We start from the raw sequence: 21,569 nt of genomic DNA, 5'->3' as shown, positions 1-21,569 counted from the left end.
GAACGGTGAAGTCGGGGGAGAAAGTATTGTCTTTTTTTATTTGCGCGGCCGCAGGTGCGGGGGGAGGTTGGACGAATTAGGACGTCCGCCGGCAAACCCCGTCTCCTCCGGAACGTTAAGGGGGTTATGCCCATTAAACAAACCTTGCAAGCCATTGGCAAAATTGCCCACCGGGAGTGGGACGAAATGGTAGACCGCCTCGGCTGGGGGCACGATAAGCCCGTTTCCGTGGCCAACTACGTCGGCTTCGGCCGGGAAGACTACCTCTTCCTGACCGGGCGGGTGCTTCGCGACCGGGGCATCAGCCGCGGCGAACGCGATAACCTGCTGGACAACATCGTCAACAACTTCAAACGCCTCAACAGCCGGGAAATCACCGGCGCGGAGGTGGACATTTGCTGGGGGCACCACACGTTCCGGCGCATCACCGACTCCGAGGGCTACTTCCACGTAGAGCACCACTGTGCCCCGGAAGACGAAGTAGTGAGTGAGCACGGGCTTTGGCACGAGGCGGAAGTCATCGTCCGCTCTACCCCCTTCGATGGCCCGGTAGACTTTGTCTCCCACTCCGACGTCGTTGTTCCCAGCGCAGCCGATTTCGGGGTGATCAGCGACATCGACGATACGATCCTGCAGACCGACGTGACCAGCCGCCTGAAGCTCAAGACGATGGTACATACCCTGCTGAAAAACGCGGGCAACCGCCGGGCTTTTGCAGGGGTCGCCGACTTTTACCAGGCCCTCGCACTGGGTACCGACGGGGAAGGATTCAATCCCTTTTTCTACGTCTCGAATTCTCCGTGGAACTTGTACGACCTGCTGGCCGACTTTGTCCAGCTCCACCACTTCCCCCGTGGCCCGATTTTGCTGCGCGACTTTGGCCTGCCCGCCGAAGATGCCCTGTTCAGTTACCGGACCCACAAGGCTGACATGGTCCGCAAAATCCTGACCACCTACCCCACCATGCCTTTCATCCTCGTCGGTGACTCCGGCGAGCACGATACCGACATCTACCTGGAAGCCGCGCGCAACAACCCCGGCCGCATCCTGGCCATCTACATCCGGGACGTCCAGCACGAGCGCCGCGCCCAACGCATTGAGCAACTCATCGAATCTGCTGCGGGCATCGAAGTGAAATTGATTGGTGATTACGCTGAGGCCCTGGAGCACGCGCGGCAACGGGGGTGGATTGCGGGGGCGTAGGGTCTACCAAAACAGCAAAGCGGGCACGAAGGAAATTCCTCCGCGCCCGCTTTGCTTTTTACGAACGTCTTCGGTGCTTATTTCTCCAACAAAGCCTCTACCCCTTTGAGGGCCAGGCTAATCTGTTGGGAGAGTTCCATCTGGTGGCCGCTGACCAGGGTAGCCTGGTCGGCAGAAGCCGTGGAAGCATCCAGGTCGGAAGCTACTTTCACGAGGGTGGCGCGCGCGGCGGCTTTTACGTCGGCGCCGGCTTCGTCATTTTCCAGCAAACTGGCCAAGCCTTTGACGTAGTTGGATTGCAGGGTACGACCGAAGGTGGAGTTCGTGTTTGCGGTGGTAAAGACGCCGTTGCGGGTTTGCTCCATCAGGTCCATCAAGCCGTAGGTGGCGGGGGTGAGGGCCTGTTGTTCGGCCAGGCGGTTGAGGCGGCTGAGGTTCATCAGGGTGCTCAGGGCGGTTCCTTGGAGCCCGCGGATTTTGTCGGCCACGCCGCTGGGGGAGATGCGCTGCAGGATGGCGGGGTCGAGCAGCCAGGTGGGTGTAGTAAAGATCTGGCGGTTGACGAAGTCTACGGCGGCGCGTTGTTTGGCGGCGTCGACGGTTTCGTAGACGACCTTTCCTTCGTCGGCCGACCGTTGCCATTCAATGACGCCACCGACGTTGCTGGCCACGTGGCCGGTGTAGCGACGCAGCTGACCGATGACGTTGTCGTAAACTTCTTCCAGGTCCTCAAAGTATTTGCCGTCTTCAGCCATCCAGGTAGGCAGGTTAGGGACGATCCGCTTGAGGTTGGCAATGCCGAGGTCGGAGGCGGCAACGGCATCACCGCTCAGGTCTTCGGTTTGGGCGCTGGGGTCGTGGCCGTTGCCGCGCTGGGCGCCGTAGCGGTAGCGGGGGTCGTTGGCCTTGGCCTTCACCATTTTATTGAGCAGGGGCCTTTCCGCTTCCGCAGAGTTGACTTCGGGCATTGGCTTGTAGCCGTACTCGATGGCGTAGAAATCGTAGGGGCCGATCTTGGGGTGGAGGCCCGCCCCCTTGTCTTCGGGCTGCGCAACGTAGTTAAAGCGGGCGTAGTCCATGATGCTGGGTGCCGTACCGTTCTCCTGCACGAAGCCGGGTTTGCGCAAATCTGCCACGCTGTAGGCGGCGGAGCTGCCCATGTTGTGGGGCAGGCCCAGGGTATGCCCTACTTCGTGGGCGCTGACGAAGCGGATGAGTTCGCCCATCACTTCGCGCTCGAACTTGGGCGTGCGGGCCTTGGGGTTTACGGCGGCCGTCTGGATCAGGTACCAGTTGCGCAGCAGGTTCATCACGTTGTGGTACCAGATGATGTCGCTTTCCAGGATCTCGCCCGTGCGGGGGTCGTGTACGTGGGGCCCCATCGCGTTCTGAATGTCGGTGGTAACGTAACGGATGACGGAGTAACGGACGTCTTCGGGGCTCCAGTCGGGGTCTTCTTCCTTGGTGGGGGCGCGTTTGGACATGATGGCGTTTTTCAGGCCAATCGCTTCGAAGGTCTTGGCCCAGTCGTCAACCCCTTGGGCGATGTAGGGGGCCCATTCTTCGGGGGTAGCGGGGTCGATGTAGTAGACGATGGGTTTTTTCACATCCACCAGTTCTCCGCGTTTCCAGGCGGCCATGTCTACGGGCTCCAGGCGCCAGCGGGTGATGAAGCGCTGGGTTTCGGCGCGTTGGGCGTCCAGGCCGTAGTTCGTTTGCCGGATGCTGAAGTAGCCTACCCGGGGGTCGTACACGCGGGGGCGCATGGGGTCGGCGGGGAGCAGAATGAAACTCTGGTTCATTTCGACGGAAAGGGTGCCGGTGACTTGGTTATCGGGCAACTTATCGCCGTTGTAAGTAAGGACGTGGCGGATTTCCACGTTGCTGGGGAAGGCTTTGGCCGACATGACCATGCTCCGGCTTTTGTCCAGGCCCTTGATCCCGAAGCGCTTCCGCTCGTCGCCGTCGACGGCACCAATCATTTCTACGTCGGTGGTAAACAATGGGGTGACCTCAGCAACGATGCTGAGGCTGTCTTTGCCGTAGGCTTTGACATCAAAGGCGGCAATGATGGGCTCGAAGTTGTTGTTGCGTACGGACTGGTAGACCGGCAGGTTTTCGTCTGCCACACTGTTGTAGCTGACGCTGCGGAGGAGCACCTTATCGCCTTTCTTCTGCCAGCGGATAACTTGCTGCGGCCGGCTGCGAACGCCCGCCCCACCGAAATTGAGCCCTTTGACGAAGCCACTGATGCGGCTGACCACCAGAATTTCGTCCTCCAGCAAGCCCAGGGGAAGCTCAAAGTAGGTTTTGCCTTCTTTGGTAATGACGTCGAATAAACCCTTGGCGATTTCAGCGTCTTTCGTCAGCTCGGCGTAGGGGTCTTTCTTCTCTTTTTTCTCGTCTTTGGCGTCCTCCTTTTTTTCGGAGGCCCCGGTATCAGCATTTTCTGCCTGCGCAACGAGGATGGGGGTGCTGAGCAGCAGCGTCAGCAGGAAAAATATTTGTTTCATGAATGTGATATGGTTAAGATTCCCAGAACGTTCAAAGCTAATGGTTTTTCCCCGGGGAAAGTTGGCAAGCTACCCAGTAAGCCCATTTCTGCGGTGCAATGCAGCGGACAAAGACGTCGAAAGCCAGCCAAGCAGCGGCCAGGCGCACTTTTTCAACCGGGGCACGTTACCTTTACGGATGGGCGAATCCGCCGTTTTGCCCCCTCCAACTGAGCCTTCTGCGGCCCACAATCTTTCCCTTATGCTGCTGCGTTTTTTTCTCTTTGCTGCCCTCGTCTTTAGCGCCGCCTGCCACAAGAAGGTGGCGGAAGTAAGCCTGCCGACGGGCGAGGTGAAGTCAGTCGCTTACGACGTAATGGAGACGCTGGCCCCTGGGCAATCGCTGCGGGTCAGCAAGGAAGCCCCCTTGTTCACTTTCGTGGAGGTGGTGTCCGACAGCCGTTGCCCCCAGGGCGTAGACTGCGTACGGGCGGGTGAGGCCGTCGCCCGGGTCAGCCTGCCCAACGGAGAAATCAAAGACCTGGTCATTGAGGTAGACCCCAAAATGCCCGTCCGCTTTGGCGTGAAAAACGGCCTGGTGAAGGTATTGGGCCTCGACCCCTATCCCGTCGCCCGGGTACAAACCACCCCCGAAGCCTACCGCCTGCGGGTGATGGTAGAAAAAGCTGCGTTGGAATAACCCCCTCGGGCGCGTGACGTTTCTCCGGCATTGGGTCCGGGCCCTGCACCGTGATCAGCCATAGCCGTCCTTCCCGTTCTCCGGAGACGGTATCCTTCCCCCTGCACAATCCCTAACCATGTTTTTTCCCATTGGAGATGACCAGGTCCACCAGGGCCACGTACCCTTCTTTTCCTACGGCCTGATCGCGCTCAATGTGTTGATCTACTGGTACCAGCATTCACTGGGTGGCCCCGAAGGCGCAGCCTTCATCTACGCCTACGGCTGTATTCCGGCGGAGATCGAAAGCGGACAGGATTACTACACGCTCTTTACCAGCGTGTTCCTCCACGGCAGCTGGATGCACCTGCTGGGCAATATGCTGTACATGTGGATTTTTGCCGACAACATCGAGGCCTCGATTGGCAATTTGCCCTTCGCCGTTTTTTACTTGCTGGGCGGACTGGTAGCGGGGCTGTGCCACATCTACTTCAATACGGGCAGTGCGATTCCGGCCGTGGGGGCCAGCGGTGCCCTTTCGGCGGTCATGGGAGCCTACATTGTGATGTTCCCCCGCTCCAACATCCGGGGCTACCTGATCGTTTTCCGGCTCAGTGTTCCGGCCTTTCTCTTCCTCGGCTTCTGGTTTTTCCAGCAGTCTCAGGCGGGCTACGCCAGCCTGGGAGACACGAGTGGGGGGATTGCCTGGTGGGCCCACATCGGCGGCTTCGTCTTTGGCGTACTGGGAGGCTTTTTGTTCCGGATCTGGTACGGCACCCCCGGCCTAGTGGGCGCTGCGCGGAAGAAGCGGGATTGGGAATAGGGGGGCGAAGTGTGTGAGGGGTATCCCGGGGTATGGATGTGGTGCTTGGGCCTTGGGCGGGAGTACCCTGAATTACGGATGCGGGGGTTGGTCCTCTGGCGGGAGTACCCCGGATTACGGATGCTTCGCATTCTCCATCCGGGGTTATTCAGGTTCGACCCCTACCGGGGTCAGGGGGGTGTATAGGGGAGCAGCGGTGGGGTGTTGGTGTACCCCTGATTCCGGATGCGGTGCATCCTCCATCCGGAGTTATTCAGGTTCGACCCCTACCGGGGTCAGGGGGGTGGCTACGAGAGCAGCGGTGGGGTATTGGGGTTTGAGAGGGAGATGTGCTACCAGTTTATTCCTTTACGCAGGGCGGCCAGCGTTGCGGCTTCCGGGCTGCCGGGTGCGGGCTGAAAATCGTACTCCCAACCGGCGATGGGGGGTAAGCTCATCAGGATGGATTCCGTGCGGCCATTGGTGGTGAGGCCAAACTTGGTGCCCCGGTCCCACACCAGGTTAAATTCAACGTAGCGGCCGCGCCGGAGTTGTTGCCAGCGGCGCTCGGCGTCACTTGCGGGTAGGTCTTTGTTGCTGGCCAGCAGGTGCAGGTAAGTGGGTGCAAAGGTGCGGCCCACGGCGGCGGTAAAGTCGAAGAGCGTCCGCTTGTCTTTGCCTTCCGTGCTGGGTTCGAGTCGGTCGTAGAAGATGCCGCCAACGCCGCGGGTTTCGTTGCGGTGGGGGAGGAAGAAGTAGTCGTCGGCCTCCGCCTTGAAGCGCGGGTAGTAGGCGGGGTCAAACTGGTCGCAGGTGGCCTTGAGCTGTTGGTGGAACCAGGCGGCTTGCGCGGGGTCGATGTAGTGCGGCGTAAGGTCAATGCCGCCCCCAAACCAGTAACGGCCGCCGTCGAGTTCGAAGTAGCGGACGTTCATGTGGATGATGGGGACGTGGGGGTTGCGCGGGTGCAAGACGATGCTCACTCCCGTGGCGTAGAAGGAGGTTTCCTCCGGGGCGGTCCCCAGGCTTTTGGCGGCGGCCGGGGGCAAGTCCCCGTGTACTGCGCTGAAGTTCACGCCACCCTTTTCGATGTCGTTGCCCAGCAGTACCCGGGCCCGGCCACCGCCGCCGCCGGGGCGATCCCAGCTGTCTTCGGTAAACGTTCCTCCGTCGGCGGCGGAAAGCGCGGCACAGATTTCGTCCTGAAGCGTGGCGAAGAAGTCGGTAATTTCCTGGCGGTCGGGTTGCAAAGCAGGGAAAGTTTAAGGAATGAACGGGCCCGCGAAGGTAAGGCAGCGCGGTTGCTCCGTCGGCGCGAGCGGCATAAGCCTTGCAGTAATCCCAATGCTGGCCTGGCCTCACCTTGCTCTCCCCCTCTGGGGGTTGGGGGGCCAACAAACTCCCCCCTTCGGGGGGGCGGGGGGGAGCACCTGCGGCCGCGCCCTATTTCTTCGCCAGTGCAGCCGCCGTACCCGCCACGGCCTGCTTGGCGTTGCCGATGAAAATTTGGTCGCCAACGATGGTGACGGGCCGTTTCAAGAAAGTGTATTCTTCCAGAATCAGGCGGCGGTAGTCGGCTTCTTCCAGCTTTTGCCCGGCCAGACCGAGCGCGCGAAACTTCTGGGCCCGCCGGTTAAAAAGCGCCTCGTAGCTGCCCGCCAACTCGGCCATCCGATCAAGTTCCGCCGCAGTAATCGGCGTTTCTTTGATGTTGGAGACCTCCAGGTCGGGCTGCTCGCCGAGCTCGCGCAGGATGCGCTGGCAAGTATTGCAGGTGCTGAGTTGGTACATTTTGGCCATGGGGCAAAGGTAATCCTTAGCGCCAAAGGCTGGCTTAACGGAACTCCGCTTTCAGGCGGTCTTTGAAGACTTTCATCACTTTTTCCACCTTGGGGCGGGAGATGTTCTGGACGTAACCCTGGTTGGGGTTGCTGGGGTCTTCGTAGTAATCCTGGTGGTAGGCCTCGGCCAGGTAGAACACGATAGGATCTTCGATGGTGGTGGCCAGTGGCTTATCAAAAGTGCCTCCGGCGTTTAATTCGGCAATCTTGGCCGTCGCCGTGGCGCGTTGCTCCGCATTGAGCGGAAAAATGGCACTGCGGTACTGCGGCCCGACATCAGGCCCCTGCCGGTTGAGTTGCGTGGGGTCGTGGGCCACAAAAAACACGTCCAGCAGGGTTGCGTAGTCGATCACCGCTGTGTCGTAATACACCACAATGGCCTCGGCGTGGCCCGTTCTTCCGGTGCCAATTTCTTCGTAAGTCGGGTTCACCTCCTGGCCGCCAGCGTAACCGCTGTAGACGTCGATAACGCCTTCAATGCGGTCCAGCGCCGCCTCCGTACACCAGAAACAGCCGCCCGCCAGGTAGGCCTTGGCGTAGCCTTCGTAGCGTTGGTCTACCTCCTCAATCGTGATGCCCGCCACGGGCTCGGGGTTGCCCTTGGTCATGGCCGGTTTCGCTTCGGGAGCCGCGGCAGTGTTGTTGGTTTTTTGGCTGTCGCAGGCAGTAGAGGAAAACAGCAGGCCAAGCAACAGCAGGGGAGTAATCAGGGAAGACTTCATGTTTCGTCGTTTGCGTTCCTGAGTACAACACAAAAGAGGCGTGGAGGTTATCCGTTCTTGCCGGTCAGAATGTCGCCAGGCGGCGGCAGCCCGTTTTTTTTGGTGATGCTGACTGTGACGTGCATTCGCCGACCGCGGTTCTACCCTATCAAACCTCCACAAAATCCATGCTATACTCTACGCAACTCCATGGGCTAAATCCAGTGCCGGACCGGAGGTCCGGATCCGAACCAGAACAGCTACGACGTAGAACGTCTTGACCTGGATCGTCTTGACCACTCCATGTGACTCCATGCTTTACCTCCATGTGACTCCATGGGCTAAATGCCGGACCGGAGGTCTGGCGACGGAGAAGGTCTTGACCTCAAAACGACTTCCTTACACCCAATTGCAGCCCCGCCACCCAGTAATCTTCCTGGACGGGGGCCCCGGCTACGGTAAAGGAACCCGGGTAGGTCTTGAAGAATGGTTCCACCAACAGCACGAAGGGCTGTTGCTTGCCGACCAGATAGGTAGTAGAAAGCGAAGCCATCAAGCCAATGCCCGTGTTGCGGCGGTAGTTGCCGTCGTCGGCCAGGCTCAGGGGTGCGGGCGCGTCGGGATGCAGAAAACGACCGCGGGCGCTGGTCAGCACGTTCACCACTGGCCCGGCGTTCAGGGACACTTGCAGCCGCCGCCCCGGCAGGGTGTACCCCAGCAGCAGAGGAATTTCCAGTTGCCGGATCTGGTTGTTGGTGTTGATGTCCGTCGCCGTGCCGTTGACCAGGAGGCTGTACTCGACGCGGTTGCGGATTTCGGCGTAGGTTAAGCCGCCCAACAAAGCCAGGCGCTTGCCCATTTGGTAGCGGCCGCGCAGGCTGACCTGGTGGCTCAGTTCGGCAAATTCGGTCACCTCCCGGGTTTCGCGCAGGGGGCGGTTGGCCTCGTCGGTCACGCTAAACTGCTGATGGGCGTAGGCGGCACCGAAGAGGAATTCCGTTTGGAAACGGTGGCGGGGTGCGGCCCGGAAGCTGCCCGACGGTTCAGCTTTGGGGCGGTACTGCCGTTTGATCGTGGGCAGGTAGGGGGCCGTTGCCAGGGCGGCAAGGTCCGTGTTTTCCAGCGTTGCCAGCGCAGTCAAGTTGCGCAATTCGGCAGTGGCGGAAGCCACATTTTGCTGGGCGGTAGGAGCGGAAAAGTCCGCAGCGGCGGCAGCCAGCGCGGCGGCGGATGGCGGGGCAAGGTCTTCGGCCGTGTTCCGCGCTACCGTTACGGGCGGCAGCGTACCACCTGCGGAAACAGGAGCGCCGGGGCGCGGAGTGGAAGCCAGATTTGGGCGCCGGAGCGCAGGTGCCGGGGAAGTTGGCAAGGCCAGCGAAGTCGCGCCGCCCTCCACTTCCGCAGCAGCCACGGGCGAAGTCTCCACCGCCGGTCCGGGATGCGGAGCGGGGATATTGGACGGAGCGGTTTCCCCTTCGGAAGCGGGCAGTGGCGAGGCACCCTTGTCGGCATCAGCAGCCCAGGGCCGCACCAGGCCCAGCGTAAGGGCCAGAAGCAAAACCAAGGCCACGGCGGCGTAGCGGAAGCGGGGTTTGGCCGCGCGGGCGGCAACGATGCGCTCCCACATGCCAGCGGGTACGCTGCCCGTGTGGTCGCGGAGTTTGCTGGCGAAGAACTGGTCGAGTTGCTCGTCCTGCGGGACGGTCGGTGGGCGGTTCGCCTGGATGCGGTCCCAGAGGTCGTTCGGCACCTCGGCTTTGCGGCCACCGAGCCCCTGGCGGAATAGGTCGTCGAGTTGGCTCATATGGCAATGCGTTGGCGGATTTCGAGTTGGCGCTGCAGCATTTTACGTGCTTTGAGCAGTTGGCTGCGCGAGCTGGCTTCCTGGATGTTCAGCAGTTCACCGATCTCCTTGTGGCTGTAGCCTTCGATGGCGTAGAGGTTGAACACCAGGCGGTAACCGTCGGGCAGGGCCTTGATCATCTCCAGCAATTCCTGCTCCCCCAGCTCCGCGTAAGCCGTCGGGGCACCGCCCTCCTCGGGGAGGTGGTCGATGCCGTTTTGCTCCATGGTGTAGCGCTTGCGCTGGTAAGTCTTCAGGGCCACGTTGACCGTCAGGCGGCGCGCCCAACCCGCAAACGAACCCTGGAAACCGAACATCGGCAGTTTTTCAAACAGGCGGATAAAGGCATCCTGCAAAACGTCTTCGGCTTCCGCCTGGGTACGGCAGTAGCGCTGGCAGACGCCCATCAGCATTGGGGCATACCGTTCGAAGAGCGCGCGGGAGGCGCGTTCATCACCCCGCAGGGCTCCTTCGATCAGTTCCTTTTCCTTCATGCTCAACATCAGTGGTCCATCCGGCTTGTGGGGGGATAGACACGGTAATTGCCGAAAGCGTGGCTTGGTGGGTTAGACAAATATACGGTGTGGGGCTGGGGGGGTCAAATCGCCGCCGCCGCTTTTTCTTCTTCCATTACCGCCCGCATACGGTCCGCCAGGCCTTCCAGCACGTCTTGCGCCTGGGCCAGGGAGCGCACCCGCTCTTTGGTGAGCGAGAGGCGGCGCGGAGTCTGCTTCAGGTTCAACCCGCGCAAGGCACCTTCGTGGGCCAGCACCCGGCTTACCGCCCGGAAGGCCGCCGAGTCGTAGTACATGCTCTGGGCATCTTCCACGAAGTAGCACACCAGGGTATTCTCCTTCACCGTCAGGCGCTCAAAACCCAGCTGCCGGCACAGCCAGCGCAGGCGCAAGCCATCAAAAAGCTCGTCCACTTCCTTGGGGATGGCCCCAAAGCGATCTTTCAGCCCCACGGCAAACTGGGCCAGGCCCTCTTCGTCGGGGATGTTGTCGAGTTCCTGGTACAGCCGCAGCCGCTCCTGGGTGCTTTCCACGTAGGCAGTGGGGATGTGCATCTCCGTATCGGTCTCAATGGTGACCTCCCGCACGAAATCGCTGGCCTCCGTCAGTTGGTCGGCGAAGACGTCGCGGAATTCCCCTTGCTTGAGTTCCCGGACGGCCTCTTCCAAAATGCGCTGGTAGGTCTCGTAGCCAATGTCGGCAATGAAGCCCGACTGTTCCCCGCCCAGCAAATTGCCCGCACCCCGGATGTCCAAATCCTGCATCGCAATGTTGAAGCCGCTGCCCAGGTCGCTGAATTCCTCCAGTGTCCGCAAACGCTTGCGCGCCTCGGGCGTGAGCACCGAAAGCGGCGGTGCCAGCAAGTAGCAAAAGGCTTTTTTGTTGGACCGCCCCACCCGGCCCCGCAGCTGGTGCAGGTCGGATAGCCCGAACTGGTGGGCATTGTTGATCAGCATGGTGTTGGCGTTGCTGATGTCCAGGCCCGTTTCAATGATGTTGGTACACACCAGCACGTCGTACTTGCGGTCAATGAACGCAATGAGCGTTTTTTCCAGTTCGGTGGGGTCCATCTGCCCGTGGGCGGCGGCAATCTGCACGTCGGGGCAGAGCTTGCGCAGCATCGTTACAATGTCCGTCAGCGACTTCACGCGGTTGTGCACGAAAAATGCCTGCCCACCGCGGTAGACCTCATTTTCGATGGCTTCCTTGATCATTTGCTCGTTGAACTGCCGCACTTCGGTGTGGATGGGCTGCCGGTTGGGCGGCGGCGTGCGGAGTACGCTCATGTCCCGCGCATTCATCAGGCTGAACTGCATCGTCCGCGGAATCGGCGTGGCCGTCAGCGTCAGGGTATCGACGTTGACCTGCATGGCCCGGAGTTTTTCCTTGGCCTTGACGCCAAATTTCTGTTCTTCGTCGATCACCAGCAGTCCCAGGTCTTTAAACTCTACCTGCTGGGAAAGGATGGCGTGGGTACCGATCAGGACCTCGATTTTTCCCGCCTTGAGGTCTTTAAAGATTTGCGTTTTCTCCTTCGCCGAGCGGAAGCGGTTGATGTATTCTACCGTGACCCCAAAAGGTTCCAGGCGTTCGCTGAAGGTCCGGAAGTGCTGGAGGGCCAGGATGGTGGTGGGTACCAGAACGGCTACCTGTTTGCCATCCACGGCGGCTTTGAAGGCCGCGCGCAGGGCGATTTCCGTTTTGCCGAAACCTACGTCGCCGCAGATCAGGCGATCCATGGGGTTGGGCTTCATCATGTCGGCCTTCACCGCGTTGGTGGCCGAGAGTTGATCCGGGGTGTCTTCGTAGAGGAAGCTGGCTTCGAGCTCGTTTTGCAAATAGCCGTCGGGCGGGAAGGCGTGGCCGGGGGTAGCCTTGCGCTGGGCGTAGAGCTTGATGAGCTCCCCGGCCATGTCCTTCATCTTTTTCTTGGTCCGGGCCTTCAGGTTTTTCCAGCCCTCACCGCCAATTTTGTCGAGCTTGGGCAGCGCCCCTTCCTTGCCGGTGTACTTCGAGAGCTTGTGCAGACTGTTGATGCCGACGTAGAGGATGTCGTTGTTCTTGTACACCAGTCGTACACTCTCCTGGGTGCGGCCACCAATGGTGAGTTTTTCGAGGCCCGAAAAACGCCCGACGCCGTGGTCGAGGTGAACGACGAGGTCTCCCGCCGTCAGGTCCCGCAGCATTCGCAGGTTCAGGGCTTTGTCTTTGGTAAATCCCTGCCGGAGGCGGTAGCGGTGGTAGCGCTCGAAAATCTGGTGGTCGGTGTAGCAGGCCGCCTGCATCTCGGGATCAATAAAGCCCGCGTGGATGGCAATGCCGATGGGTTCAAAGCGCACCCCGGCGTCGAGGTCGTGGAAAATGGCGTAAAAACGCTCAATCTGCTTGGGATTGCTGGCAAAAAGGTAATTCGTCAGGCCGCCCGAAGTGTTTTCCAGGAGGTTGCGGATCAGCAGGTCGAAGTTCTTGTTGAAGCTGGGCTGGGGCTTGGCGCGGCACTCAATCGTATGGTCAATATCGAAGGGCTGCTGGTAGTTGCTGAAGAAAACCAGGGGCTTGTCCTGCACATCCTCCAGTACTTCGCCGGGCCGGATGAAGGCGCGGTCGCGGAAAATCTGCGCCAGTTCCTCATCGTCGATGTTGGTCAGGTTCAAGGCAAATTCTTCGGCGCGCTGGAAGCACTCTTCGAGTTTATCCATCAGCAACTGGAAATCCTGCAGCCAGATCGTCGTATCCGGCGGCAGTACCTCAAAGATGCTGGTTTTCTGGTGCTGTCCGAACTTGGTGTTGATGTTGGGGACGATGCTGACGTACTCCACCTGCCCCACCGAAAGTTGCTCCAGTGGGTCGAAGGTCCGGATGCTCTCGATCTCGTCGTCGAAGAGTTCCACGCGGTAGGGGTATTCGTTGCCGTAGCTGAAAATATCGACAATGCCGCCCCGGATGCTGAACTGCCCGGGCTCGTAAACGAATTCTTGCCGCCGGAAACCGTACTCTACCAGTACTTCAATGATGGTATCCACATCCAGCCGCTCGCCCTTGCTGAGTTCGATGCGGGCCTTGGTCAGTTCCTGCGGCGCTACCACGCGTTCAAACAGGGCCTCGGGGTAGGTCACCACGATCTCGCCCTTGGATTTTGAGTGGGTCAGGTAGTTGATCGTCTCGGTCCGCAGCAGCACGTTGGTGGGGTCCAGCACATCAAAATACTGGGGCCGCCGGAAGCTGTCGGGCAACAGCCGCACCTGCTTCTTGGGCAGCAGGCTGGCGATCGTGTTCTGGATGTAGGCAGCCTCTTCTTTGTCGTTGGCCACTACCAGGTAGTGCCCGCCGGCGTGGCGGTAGCAGCCCGCAATCAGGAAACTTTCCAGGGATCCCGCCAGGCCCTTCAATTGCAGGCGGGGGGCATTTTCCTCGCGGCTCAGCCGGGTTATTTCGGCCACACGGGGACTATCGGCGTAGCGTTGCAGCAGTTGTTGCGTAGGATCGGGTAAAGACATCATTGGAGTAACCCGGGGGCCAAGGCTTGGGTTGTGGCAGCTGCCGTTTTTTGCGGGGCGCGGCCGCAGGTGCTCCCCCCCGCCCCCCCGAAGGGGGGAGTTTGTTGGCCCCCCAACCCCCAAAGGGGGAGAGCAAGGTAAGACCAGCCCTAGTTTCTACCGCAGAACCAATTCCTCCCGGTCCGGCCCAGTGGATACCATACTAACGCGCACGCCGAGTTTCTCCTCCAGGAAACGGACGTAATCCAAACAAGCCTGCGGCAGCTGCGCTTCTTCTTTCACGCCTGATAGATCCGTATTCCAGCCTTCGATGGCCGTGTAAACGGGCTGGTAATTCTCGTGACAAAGGTCAAACGGCAGCACAGCCGTAAGCTGCCCATCCACCTCGTAGGCATCCGCCGCCTGCAGGGTAGCAAACTTATTGAGTACGTCCACTTTCGTCACCACCAGTTGGGTTACGCCGCTGAGCATGATGGTGTAGCGCAGTTGTACCAGGTCAATCCAGCCACAGCGGCGGGGGCGGCCCGTTGTGGCACCGAATTCTCCGCCCTCCCGGCGCAGGAATTCGCCGATTTCATTGTCCAACTCCGTAGGGAAAGGCCCGCCGCCCACGCGCGTGCAGTAGGCCTTGGTGATGCCAATGACTTCTCCGATTTTTTGCGGCGCAATCCCCAGGCCCGTACAGACGCCGGCCGTGATGGTGTTCGAAGAGGTGACGAAGGGATAGGTGCCAAAGTCGATGTCGAGCATTGATCCCTGCGCCCCTTCGGCCAGGATTTTTTTGCCCTCGTCCAGGGCGCTGTTGATCCAGTATTCTCCGTCGACGAAAGGCAGGCTTTTCAAGCGCTCGACCGCCTCAAACCATTTGCGTTCCTCACCCGCAAGATCAAACTCGATGTAGGGGTAAAGACCAACGTGTTCTTTGTGCTTTTGCTTGAGTTCTTCGTAGCGGGTGCGGAAGTCGGGCGCCTCCAGGTTGCCCACCCGCAGTCCGTTGCGGCCCGTCTTGTCCATATAAGTCGGCCCGATGCCCTTGAGCGTGGAGCCGATTTTGCGGTCTCCCTTGGCGTTTTCGCGGGCGGCGTCCAGCAAACGGTGGCTGGGCAGGATGAGGTGGGCCTTGCGGGCAACGAAGAGCCGCCCGGCGTAGTCGATCCCGGCCGCATCGAGCTGGTCGAGCTCTTTGCTCAGCGTAATGGGGTCAATCACCACGCCGTTCCCGATCAGGTTGAGCAGGCCGGGGCGAAAAATGCCCGAAGGCACGGTGTGCAAGACGAATTTCTTGCCGTCAAAAATCAGGGTATGCCCCGCGTTGGGGCCGCCTTGAAAACGGGCGATGATGTCGTATTGCGGCGCAAGAACGTCAACGATCTTGCCTTTGCCTTCGTCTCCCCACTGGAGACCGAGTAGTACGTCTACGGCCATGCTGCTTTGGCTTTGGGCGGATGCACCGGACTATTCCGGGCAGGGTCCGTGAAAACGTCCGCAAAGGTACGAAGGGTTGGTGGGTAGTTTTATAGTTTTGTAGTTCAGTAGTTCAGTATAGTTCGGTAGTTCATAGTTCCTCCCTTTACTCCTTTTCTCCTTTGCTCCCGCGTCCTTTCCCTGCACCTGCGGCCGCGCCCACATTAGGCGCTACGTCAAGCGGAGGAGTCCTCGCTGCTTTTACTGGTTTTTGGGGACGAACCCAAAACGGGCCCCTTCGGCATCAACGATGAGGAAGCAAAGGGCATCCGGGTTCTTCTTGTACACCGTCCGGAAGGGGTCGATCTTCGCCTGGTCCACCACCTGCCGCGCCACCAATTCCTCCAGCGTAGAGACGTTCACCCGCCACTGGGTGCCCCGGGGAGTAAAGATATCCAGGACGAAAAGTCCAGGCGCGTGGTTGTTTTCTTCACCAGCGTAAGCAAAAAAAACGGGGTAATTGCTCACGTCCTGATCAACAACGGTCTCCGCTGCCGTGGTCAGGGACGCCAGGTAGGGACGAACGTCATCCTGCAGTTGTATCCAGTCGTTTACGGGGGGCATGCGCTTTTTTTAGGGCAAATTTGGGCAAAAGCTGGCCACCGAGCACGGTCGCCGCCGAAAAAAGGTAGACCTTCCGCGTTTTTCCCTTCCGGCGGCTTCGGCTTCCCTTGGCGTACCTTCGCGCCCGGGTAAGGTCAATTTCCTTTCCCGCCCCCCAAAACCAAGCCAAGCAGTGCACATCATTCCCGCTATTGATCTCATCGACGGAAAATGCGTCCGCCTCACCCAGGGCGACTACGCCCAGAAAACCGTCTACAACGAGGATCCTCTCGCCGTAGCCCAGGCCTTTGCCGCCGCCGGACTGAAGAAACTCCACGTCGTTGACCTCGACGGAGCCCGCGGGGGCGGCATTGTCAACCACCGCGTTCTGGAAAAAATTGCGACGGGCACGGCGCTGGAAATCGACTGGGGCGGCGGCATCAAAAGCGACGAAGACCTCCGGATCGCCTTCGAATCCGGGGCCCACCAGGTCACCGGCGGCACCATTGCCGTGAAACAACCCGAGGTGTTCCTGAGCTGGCTGGAACGCTACGGCCCGGAAAAAATCATCCTGGGCACCGACGTGCGCGGCGATAAAATTGCCGTTTCCGGCTGGGAAGAGGCCTCCGACCGGGAGCTCTTCGAGTTCCTGGCCAACTACGTGGCACACGGCGTGCGCTACACGATTTGTACTGACGTAAGTAAAGACGGCCTGTTGCAAGGAACGGCTAGAGCCCTGTACGGCCGCATCCGGCGGGAGCAGCCGGAGGTAAAACTCATCGCCAGCGGCGGCGTGACGGATACCGACGACCTGGACGCGCTGGCGGCGCTGGATTGCTACGGCGTCATCGTCGGCAAAGCCATTTACGAAGGGCGCATCAGCCTGGAAACCTTGCTGACTTACCAGGAGTGATGGGCCACCGCTCGTCCACCAGGAAGTATGTGCATCACCCGTACAGCTTCCGGAGAAACTGCCGGGGATGCACACACTTTACCCTGTGAAAAGAACGGACGCTTGGTCGTTTTTTTAGCGACGTTTAGTAGCAGGCCGCAGCCGTCACTACTTCCCCGCCCCGCAACTGCGGCGCTTCATCCGTCAACTCAATCTGCAGCGTGCCATTGATGCGGACTTGCTGACCATTGATTCTGGCTTCCTGGATGATGGCCTCAATCTGGTCTAAGGCATCGCGCAGTTCTTCCATGCGGCGCTCCGAGAATTTGTCCTCCTCCCCACGCCGCTCGCTCAGGCGGAAAGCGCGGCGGCCGTGGAAGTTGAGTTTTGCCGTTACCAGGTGGGAAAGTACTTCCAGCGCGTCGGTATCGCTGAAAACCCCACGAACGAGATCGATTTTTTGTTCCTGGTTCATTTTGCGTTTTTTAAGCGGTTTACGGTTACTGCCCCTGCCCCAGCGAGAAGGCCGGGGTGCCATCGAAGGCGTAGAGGTTTTCGGTTTTGATGGTATCGATGCCGCTGCGCTCGGCGCGGTCCAGCAGGTCGATCAAGTCGGCTTTGGTTACGTTGGTGCCGGGCAGTGGCTCGAAGCGACAGCGCCAGTGGTCGGTGCAGAAAGTTTCTTCAAAGCCAGCGGGCCACACCTTAATCCCCCGGTTGGTGATCATGGTAAGTTGCAGCCTCTTGCCCGCAATGGCCAGCAGTTTTTCCGCGAGCTCATCGGCGTTGGTCCCGGCCCAGTCGACGAATACGTCCACTCCGCGCAGGTCTTTTTGCTGGGCCGGCTGCCGGCGGTAGGCGGGCAGTTGGATGCCCCCGCTTGCCGTTGCCTCGGCCACCTTGAGGCGCTGCGGCCGCTGGCCCAGGTGGGCAATAACCGCCTCGGCAAAGGCGTAGGTCCCCACCCGCTGGGAACTGATCTCGGGGTTGTAGATGTCGGCCGTATGGATCCCCTTTTCAATGGTGGCCAACCAGGCGTTCTGGATCGTGGCCGCCACTTCCGTCTCGCCCAGGTGGTCGAGCATTTGGATGGCCGCCTGCAGTAAGCCCGAGGGGTTGGCAATGCCCTGCCCGGCAATATCCGGCGCCGAGCCATGGATGGCCTCAAACATGGCACACTGGGTACCGATGTTGGCCGAGCCCGCCAGCCCGACGGAACCCGTGATCTGCGCCACGATGTCCGACACAATGTCTCCGTAGAGGTTCGGAACCACTACCACGTCAAAGTCCTCCGGCGTATCGGCCAGCCGCGCCGAACCAATGTCGATGATCTGGTGCTCCGCCTTGATTTCGGGGTACTCGGGCGCAATCTCCCGGAAGATTTTGTGGAACAGGCCGTCGGTCTGCTTCATGATGTTGTCCTTGGTCAGGCAGGTCACCTTTTTGCGCCCTTGCTGCCGGGCGTACTCGAAGGCGTAACGCACGATCTTCTCACAGCCCGGCCGGCTGATCAACTTCAGGCACTGTACTACCTCCGCAGTCTGCTGGTGCTCAATGCCCGCGTAAAGGTCCTCCTCGTTCTCGCGGATGATGACCACGTCGAGCTGCGGGTGGCGCGTCTTGACGAAAGGTGCCAGGCTCCGGCACGGACGCACGTTGGCGTAGAGGTTGAGGGCCTTGCGCATGGTGACGTTGAGGCTCTTGTAGCCACCGCCCTGGGGCGTCGTAATCGGGGCCTTGAGGAGCACCCGGTTGCGGCGGATCGTGTCCCAACTTTCCGGGGCAATGCCGGAGCGCTCGCCGGCCAGGTACACGCTCTCGCCAATGGCGATCTCATCGTAGGTGAGGGGCACGCCGGCCGCATCGAGAATGCGCAGGGTGGCTTCCATGATTTCGGGGCCGATTCCGTCTCCGCAGGCAATGGTAATTCGGTGCATAATCTGGTTGTTTTTGGTTTTCTAACGCAAAGGTTGGAAAAAGAGATTATAAACAATGTTTTATATTTTATATTCGCGTCATAAATATAATTTATGAACTATACCCTCCACCAGCTGCGGGTATTCTACGAAGTCGTCCAATACCGCAGCATCACCCGGGCTGCGGAGGCACTTCACCTGAGCCAACCGGCCGTGTCCATCCAGCTGCGCAATTTTCAGCAGCAGTTCGATGCCCCACTGACGGAGCTCGTCAATCGCCGGCTCTACATCACCGATCTGGGGCGGGAAGTCGCCGAGCTGGCCAGGCAGATTCTGGACAGTGCCGACCTGCTGGAGCACCGCGCAAGCACCAAAGGCGAGGAGCTTACCGGCCGGCTGACCATCTCCGTCGTATCGACCGGCAAGTACGTCATGCCTTACTTCCTGCGGCCCTTCCTGGCCCAGCACCCCCGCGTCCGCTTGTCCCTGGACGTCACCAACCGCCAACGGGTGGTGGAAAGCCTGCGGGCCAACGAGGTCGATTTTTCCCTTGTCAGCATCCTGCCCGAGCGCCTCTCCCTGCATAGCCTGACCCTGCTGCCCAACATCCTCTTCCTGGTTGGCCACCCCGAAGTGGACTGCGGGCCCAACGCTGACCTAAGCACGGTCCTCGAGCAGCGCCCCTTGATCTTCCGCGAAGTAGGCTCCGGCACGCGCCAAGTCACCGAACAGTACCTCTACCAACGCGGGCTGCCGCTCAGTCCACAACTCGAACTGGTCAGCAATGAAGCCGTAAAACAGGCGGTCATGGCTGGTCTCGGGGTGTCCATTATGCCCCTCATCGGCATCCGCAACGAGCTGGAACTCGGCCAGCTTTCCATCCTTCCGGTCCCTGGCCTTCCCGTGCGCACGGAGTGGCAAATCACCTGGTTACAAGACAAAACCCTGACCCCCACCGCCGCCGCTTTTCTGGAATACCTCCGTCTGCGGGGGGAAGAAATCGTGGCCCAATCCTTCGCCTACCTGGCCGCATACCCACCGGAATGATGCTGGTAGGGGCGCGGCCGCAGGTGCCGGGGTTCAGAACAACAGAGCGAGGGAGGTTGAGCAGGCCGTGTCCACGCCTCCCTACTGTGCCCTTCGACCGATTTCCCCCGCCCAGCGTTTGCCCGGTATGCCTACGCCACGACTCCATCCCATCATCATCCTCGGCGCCGGGCTCAGCGGCCTGACCCTCGCCTACCGGCTGAGCCAGCGGGGCCAGGAAAGCCTCATCCTGGAGGCCCGCAACCGACTGGGCGGGCGCATCCTCACCTCCCGCAGCGCACCCACGGCGGCGCTGGAGTTGGGGGCTACCTGGCTGGGCCAAAAACACGGGGCGCTGGTGGCGCTATTGGAAGAACTTGGTCTGGCGACCTTTGAGCAAGTCACCGGCGGGCGGGCCATTTACGAGGCGATTTCTACCAGTCCCCCGCAGGTCGTCCAACTCCCCCCCAACGAAGAACCCACCCTGCGGATCGCCGGCGGCACCGACACCCTCATCCAAAAACTGGCCGCTGCCCTGCCGCCCGACTGCCTGCAACTGGAAACCCGCGTCGAGCACCTGGAGCTTTTGCCCGACGGCCTGGCGGTCCACACCAACCGGGGGGAATACCGCGCCGCGCGGGTCATCTCCACCTTACCGCCCCACCTGTTGGTTGCTACCGTCCACATCAGCCCCGCTTTGCCCACGGCGCTACGGGAGATCGCCGAGACTACCCACACCTGGATGGGAGAATCCATCAAAGTGGGCCTGCGCTACGCCAAACCTTTCTGGCACAGTACGGGCGGTCCGGGCGGCACCATCTTCAGCAACGTCGGCCCCGTCTCGGAGATGTACGACCACAGCAACGTGGAAGACGACCACTACGCCCTCAAAGGATTCCTCAACGGCGTGTACTACAGCCTGCGCCCGGAAGAACGCCGTGCAATGGTTTTGGACCAACTCCGCAAGTATTACGGCGGGGTAGTGGATGAATACCTGGCATACGAAGAAGGCGTCTGGCGGCAAGAGCCCTTCACTTTCGCGCCCTACGCCAGCCACGTCTTGCCCCACCAACACAACGGCCACCCCGTTTTCCGGCAGCCTTACCTGGAAGGACGCCTTCTCCTGGCCGGCTCCGAAACCGCTGCCGAATATCCCGGCTACATGGATGGTGCCGTTCGCAGTGCCGAGTGGGCCGCCCGGCAATGCCAAGCCCTTGCCCAAAAGGAGAAGCTCAATGAGCAGTAGGACTTTGGTTCGTTTTCTTCCTTTGCTCTTTTACCTGTTTCAGCTCCTGCGGCCGCGCAAAACGAATTACTACCAGCCCATTGCACTACCTTGCGACTTTCAGCGGCCTTTTCAGTATTGACACCCACTAACGGCAGCTGGAAATACCTTTTGGGGGCGAATCGCAGTATGAAAAACTGCACAGCATTTCCCGCACTTCAGATTAAGGAGATAAATAATCAATTGTTTAAATTTAAACATTTCACGTTTTTCTCAACTGCTCATAAATAGCTGTAAATCAATAATTTATCACTTTGGCACGCTATTTGAAATGATCTTGGCAACTAAAAGCTAAGAAACATGACTACCCAAGAATTCACGACCAAGACCCAGGAACTTAACAGCCTCCTCTACGCTTTTGCGCTCCGCCTTACGAAGGGCCAGCAGGATGCCGAAGACCTGCTCCAGGAAACCACCATCAAGGCCTTCAAATACCGCGAGCGCTTCGCCGCAGGAACCAACTTCAAAAGCTGGATCACTACCATCATGAGAAACACTTTCATTAACCAGTACCGCAAGGCCAAGACCCGCAGCCACCTTAACCATAAGGTAGAAGATGCCACCGCCTTTGTAGCTGACTCCAGCACGGTTGCCAACTCCGGTGAGCAGAACCTGCGGATGCAGGAGTTGCAGCGGATGCTCAACAGCATCGGAGAAATCTACTCTACGCCCTTCCTGATGTTCTACAAAGGATACGAGTACCAGGAGATCGCCGAGCACCTCAATATTCCCATCGGCACCGTTAAGAGCCGCATTTTCAGCGCCCGCCTGAAGATGAAAGAAATGATCGGCGAGCGCCGCGCCGCGTAAATAAACCCCACTTTGGGGCCCTAACCAAAATTGACCCAGCCCTTGACGTCCAGTTCCGGT

Annotated in this window: 18 protein-coding genes; 7 read left to right on the top strand and 11 right to left on the bottom strand. The window is 59.9% G+C overall.

Annotated features, from left to right (window positions below; genetic code table 11):
• The first annotated feature begins 126 nt into the window (after positions 1-126).
• Positions 127-1,203 (top strand): App1 family protein, encoded by a 1,077-nt coding sequence (locus H9S92_RS19860; RefSeq protein ID WP_187468445.1) that lies wholly within the window; start codon positions 127-129, stop codon positions 1,201-1,203.
• A gap of 77 nt (positions 1,204-1,280) precedes the next feature.
• On the opposite strand, the gene H9S92_RS19855 is transcribed toward H9S92_RS19860, so the two are convergent.
• Positions 1,281-3,716 (bottom strand): zinc-dependent metalloprotease, encoded by a 2,436-nt coding sequence (locus H9S92_RS19855; RefSeq protein ID WP_187468444.1) that lies wholly within the window; start codon positions 3,714-3,716, stop codon positions 1,281-1,283.
• A gap of 241 nt (positions 3,717-3,957) precedes the next feature.
• Between H9S92_RS19855 and H9S92_RS19850 the strand changes: the two genes are divergently transcribed.
• Both H9S92_RS19850 and H9S92_RS19845 read left to right on the top strand, forming a co-directional pair.
• Positions 3,958-4,395: a hypothetical protein gene (locus H9S92_RS19850; RefSeq protein ID WP_187468443.1), complete on the top strand. Its 438-nt coding sequence runs from the start codon at positions 3,958-3,960 to the stop codon at positions 4,393-4,395.
• 118 nt (positions 4,396-4,513) lie between these two features.
• Positions 4,514-5,197 (top strand): rhomboid family intramembrane serine protease, encoded by a 684-nt coding sequence (locus tag H9S92_RS19845; protein ID WP_187468442.1) that lies wholly within the window; start codon positions 4,514-4,516, stop codon positions 5,195-5,197.
• A 332-nt stretch (positions 5,198-5,529) separates the two neighbouring features.
• Here the strand turns inward: H9S92_RS19845 and hemF are convergent, their stop codons facing one another.
• The 8 genes from hemF to H9S92_RS19805 form a co-directional block, all read right to left on the bottom strand.
• Positions 5,530-6,426 (bottom strand): oxygen-dependent coproporphyrinogen oxidase, encoded by an 897-nt coding sequence (hemF, locus tag H9S92_RS19840; protein WP_187468441.1) that lies wholly within the window; start codon positions 6,424-6,426, stop codon positions 5,530-5,532.
• Between the two features lie 193 nt (positions 6,427-6,619).
• Positions 6,620-6,976, bottom strand: coding sequence for an arsenate reductase family protein (locus H9S92_RS19835; RefSeq protein WP_187468440.1), 357 nt, complete (start codon positions 6,974-6,976; stop codon positions 6,620-6,622).
• A 34-nt stretch (positions 6,977-7,010) separates the two neighbouring features.
• Positions 7,011-7,739 carry a peptide-methionine (S)-S-oxide reductase MsrA gene (gene msrA / locus H9S92_RS19830; protein WP_187468439.1) on the bottom strand — a complete coding sequence of 243 codons (729 nt, stop codon included), beginning with the start codon at positions 7,737-7,739 and terminating at the stop codon, positions 7,011-7,013.
• 364 nt (positions 7,740-8,103) lie between these two features.
• The gene (locus H9S92_RS19825; protein WP_187468438.1) at positions 8,104-9,522 is read right to left on the bottom strand and encodes a hypothetical protein; all 1,419 of its coding nucleotides are present in this window, start codon (positions 9,520-9,522) and stop codon (positions 8,104-8,106) included.
• Positions 9,519-10,055: an RNA polymerase sigma factor gene (locus tag H9S92_RS19820; protein ID WP_187468437.1), complete on the bottom strand. Its 537-nt coding sequence runs from the start codon at positions 10,053-10,055 to the stop codon at positions 9,519-9,521. The genes H9S92_RS19825 and H9S92_RS19820 overlap by 4 nt, the downstream gene beginning before the upstream one ends.
• A gap of 104 nt (positions 10,056-10,159) precedes the next feature.
• Positions 10,160-13,573 (bottom strand): transcription-repair coupling factor, encoded by a 3,414-nt coding sequence (mfd, locus tag H9S92_RS19815; RefSeq protein ID WP_187468436.1) that lies wholly within the window; start codon positions 13,571-13,573, stop codon positions 10,160-10,162.
• 156 nt (positions 13,574-13,729) lie between these two features.
• Positions 13,730-14,998, bottom strand: a complete 1,269-nt coding sequence (locus tag H9S92_RS19810; RefSeq protein ID WP_187468435.1) for an adenylosuccinate synthase — start codon at positions 14,996-14,998, stop codon at positions 13,730-13,732.
• A gap of 240 nt (positions 14,999-15,238) precedes the next feature.
• Entirely contained in the window at positions 15,239-15,601 is a 363-nt protein-coding gene (locus H9S92_RS19805; RefSeq protein ID WP_187468434.1) for a hypothetical protein, read from the bottom strand.
• 172 nt (positions 15,602-15,773) lie between these two features.
• Here H9S92_RS19805 and hisA point away from each other — a divergent pair, with 172 nt between their 5' ends.
• Positions 15,774-16,493 (top strand): 1-(5-phosphoribosyl)-5-[(5-phosphoribosylamino)methylideneamino]imidazole-4-carboxamide isomerase, encoded by a 720-nt coding sequence (gene hisA / locus H9S92_RS19800; protein ID WP_187468433.1) that lies wholly within the window; start codon positions 15,774-15,776, stop codon positions 16,491-16,493.
• Positions 16,494-16,617: 124 nt separating this feature from the next.
• Here hisA and H9S92_RS19795 read toward each other — a convergent pair whose 3' ends face one another.
• Complete coding sequence (locus H9S92_RS19795) at positions 16,618-16,947, bottom strand: hypothetical protein (protein ID WP_187468432.1); 330 nt, start codon at positions 16,945-16,947, stop codon at positions 16,618-16,620.
• A 25-nt stretch (positions 16,948-16,972) separates the two neighbouring features.
• The gene (locus tag H9S92_RS19790) at positions 16,973-18,409 is read right to left on the bottom strand and encodes an NADP-dependent isocitrate dehydrogenase (RefSeq protein ID WP_187468431.1); all 1,437 of its coding nucleotides are present in this window, start codon (positions 18,407-18,409) and stop codon (positions 16,973-16,975) included.
• Between the two features lie 93 nt (positions 18,410-18,502).
• On the opposite strand from H9S92_RS19790, the gene H9S92_RS19785 reads away from it, so the two are divergent.
• The 3 genes from H9S92_RS19785 (at position 18,503) to H9S92_RS19775 (ending at position 21,509) form a co-directional block, all read left to right on the top strand.
• Positions 18,503-19,435, top strand: coding sequence for a LysR substrate-binding domain-containing protein (locus H9S92_RS19785; protein WP_187468430.1), 933 nt, complete (start codon positions 18,503-18,505; stop codon positions 19,433-19,435).
• A gap of 127 nt (positions 19,436-19,562) precedes the next feature.
• The gene (locus tag H9S92_RS19780) at positions 19,563-20,660 is read left to right on the top strand and encodes a flavin monoamine oxidase family protein (RefSeq protein ID WP_187468429.1); all 1,098 of its coding nucleotides are present in this window, start codon (positions 19,563-19,565) and stop codon (positions 20,658-20,660) included.
• A gap of 339 nt (positions 20,661-20,999) precedes the next feature.
• Positions 21,000-21,509 carry an RNA polymerase sigma factor gene (locus H9S92_RS19775; protein ID WP_187468428.1) on the top strand — a complete coding sequence of 170 codons (510 nt, stop codon included), beginning with the start codon at positions 21,000-21,002 and terminating at the stop codon, positions 21,507-21,509.
• Positions 21,510-21,569: the final 60 nt, after the last annotated feature.

It is taken from the genome of Neolewinella lacunae, from assembly GCF_014349155.1.
In the GTDB taxonomy this organism is placed as follows: Bacteria; Bacteroidota; Bacteroidia; order Chitinophagales; family Saprospiraceae; genus Neolewinella; species Neolewinella lacunae.
The sequence above is the reverse complement of the archived record's forward strand: the minus strand, read 5'-3'. Positions and strand labels throughout refer to the sequence as shown.

What these genes read in the sequence shown, in the direction of transcription:
- mfd (WP_187468436.1), bottom strand. Translation starts at nt 13,573, where the DNA reads ATGTCTTTACCCGATCCTACGCAACAACTGCTGCAACGCTACGCCGAT.
- H9S92_RS19785 (WP_187468430.1), top strand. Translation starts at nt 18,503, where the DNA reads ATGAACTATACCCTCCACCAGCTGCGGGTATTCTACGAAGTCGTCCAA.
- H9S92_RS19835 (WP_187468440.1), bottom strand. Translation starts at nt 6,976, where the DNA reads ATGGCCAAAATGTACCAACTCAGCACCTGCAATACTTGCCAGCGCATC.
- H9S92_RS19845 (WP_187468442.1), top strand. Translation starts at nt 4,514, where the DNA reads ATGTTTTTTCCCATTGGAGATGACCAGGTCCACCAGGGCCACGTACCC.
- H9S92_RS19855 (WP_187468444.1), bottom strand. Translation starts at nt 3,716, where the DNA reads ATGAAACAAATATTTTTCCTGCTGACGCTGCTGCTCAGCACCCCCATC.
- H9S92_RS19825 (WP_187468438.1), bottom strand. Translation starts at nt 9,522, where the DNA reads ATGAGCCAACTCGACGACCTATTCCGCCAGGGGCTCGGTGGCCGCAAA.
- H9S92_RS19795 (WP_187468432.1), bottom strand. Translation starts at nt 16,947, where the DNA reads ATGAACCAGGAACAAAAAATCGATCTCGTTCGTGGGGTTTTCAGCGAT.
- H9S92_RS19810 (WP_187468435.1), bottom strand. Translation starts at nt 14,998, where the DNA reads ATGGCCGTAGACGTACTACTCGGTCTCCAGTGGGGAGACGAAGGCAAA.
- H9S92_RS19850 (WP_187468443.1), top strand. Translation starts at nt 3,958, where the DNA reads ATGCTGCTGCGTTTTTTTCTCTTTGCTGCCCTCGTCTTTAGCGCCGCC.
- H9S92_RS19820 (WP_187468437.1), bottom strand. Translation starts at nt 10,055, where the DNA reads ATGAAGGAAAAGGAACTGATCGAAGGAGCCCTGCGGGGTGATGAACGC.
- H9S92_RS19780 (WP_187468429.1), top strand. Translation starts at nt 19,563, where the DNA reads ATGCCTACGCCACGACTCCATCCCATCATCATCCTCGGCGCCGGGCTC.
- msrA (WP_187468439.1), bottom strand. Translation starts at nt 7,739, where the DNA reads ATGAAGTCTTCCCTGATTACTCCCCTGCTGTTGCTTGGCCTGCTGTTT.
- H9S92_RS19775 (WP_187468428.1), top strand. Translation starts at nt 21,000, where the DNA reads ATGACTACCCAAGAATTCACGACCAAGACCCAGGAACTTAACAGCCTC.
- H9S92_RS19805 (WP_187468434.1), bottom strand. Translation starts at nt 15,601, where the DNA reads ATGCCCCCCGTAAACGACTGGATACAACTGCAGGATGACGTTCGTCCC.
- H9S92_RS19860 (WP_187468445.1), top strand. Translation starts at nt 127, where the DNA reads ATGCCCATTAAACAAACCTTGCAAGCCATTGGCAAAATTGCCCACCGG.
- H9S92_RS19790 (WP_187468431.1), bottom strand. Translation starts at nt 18,409, where the DNA reads ATGCACCGAATTACCATTGCCTGCGGAGACGGAATCGGCCCCGAAATC.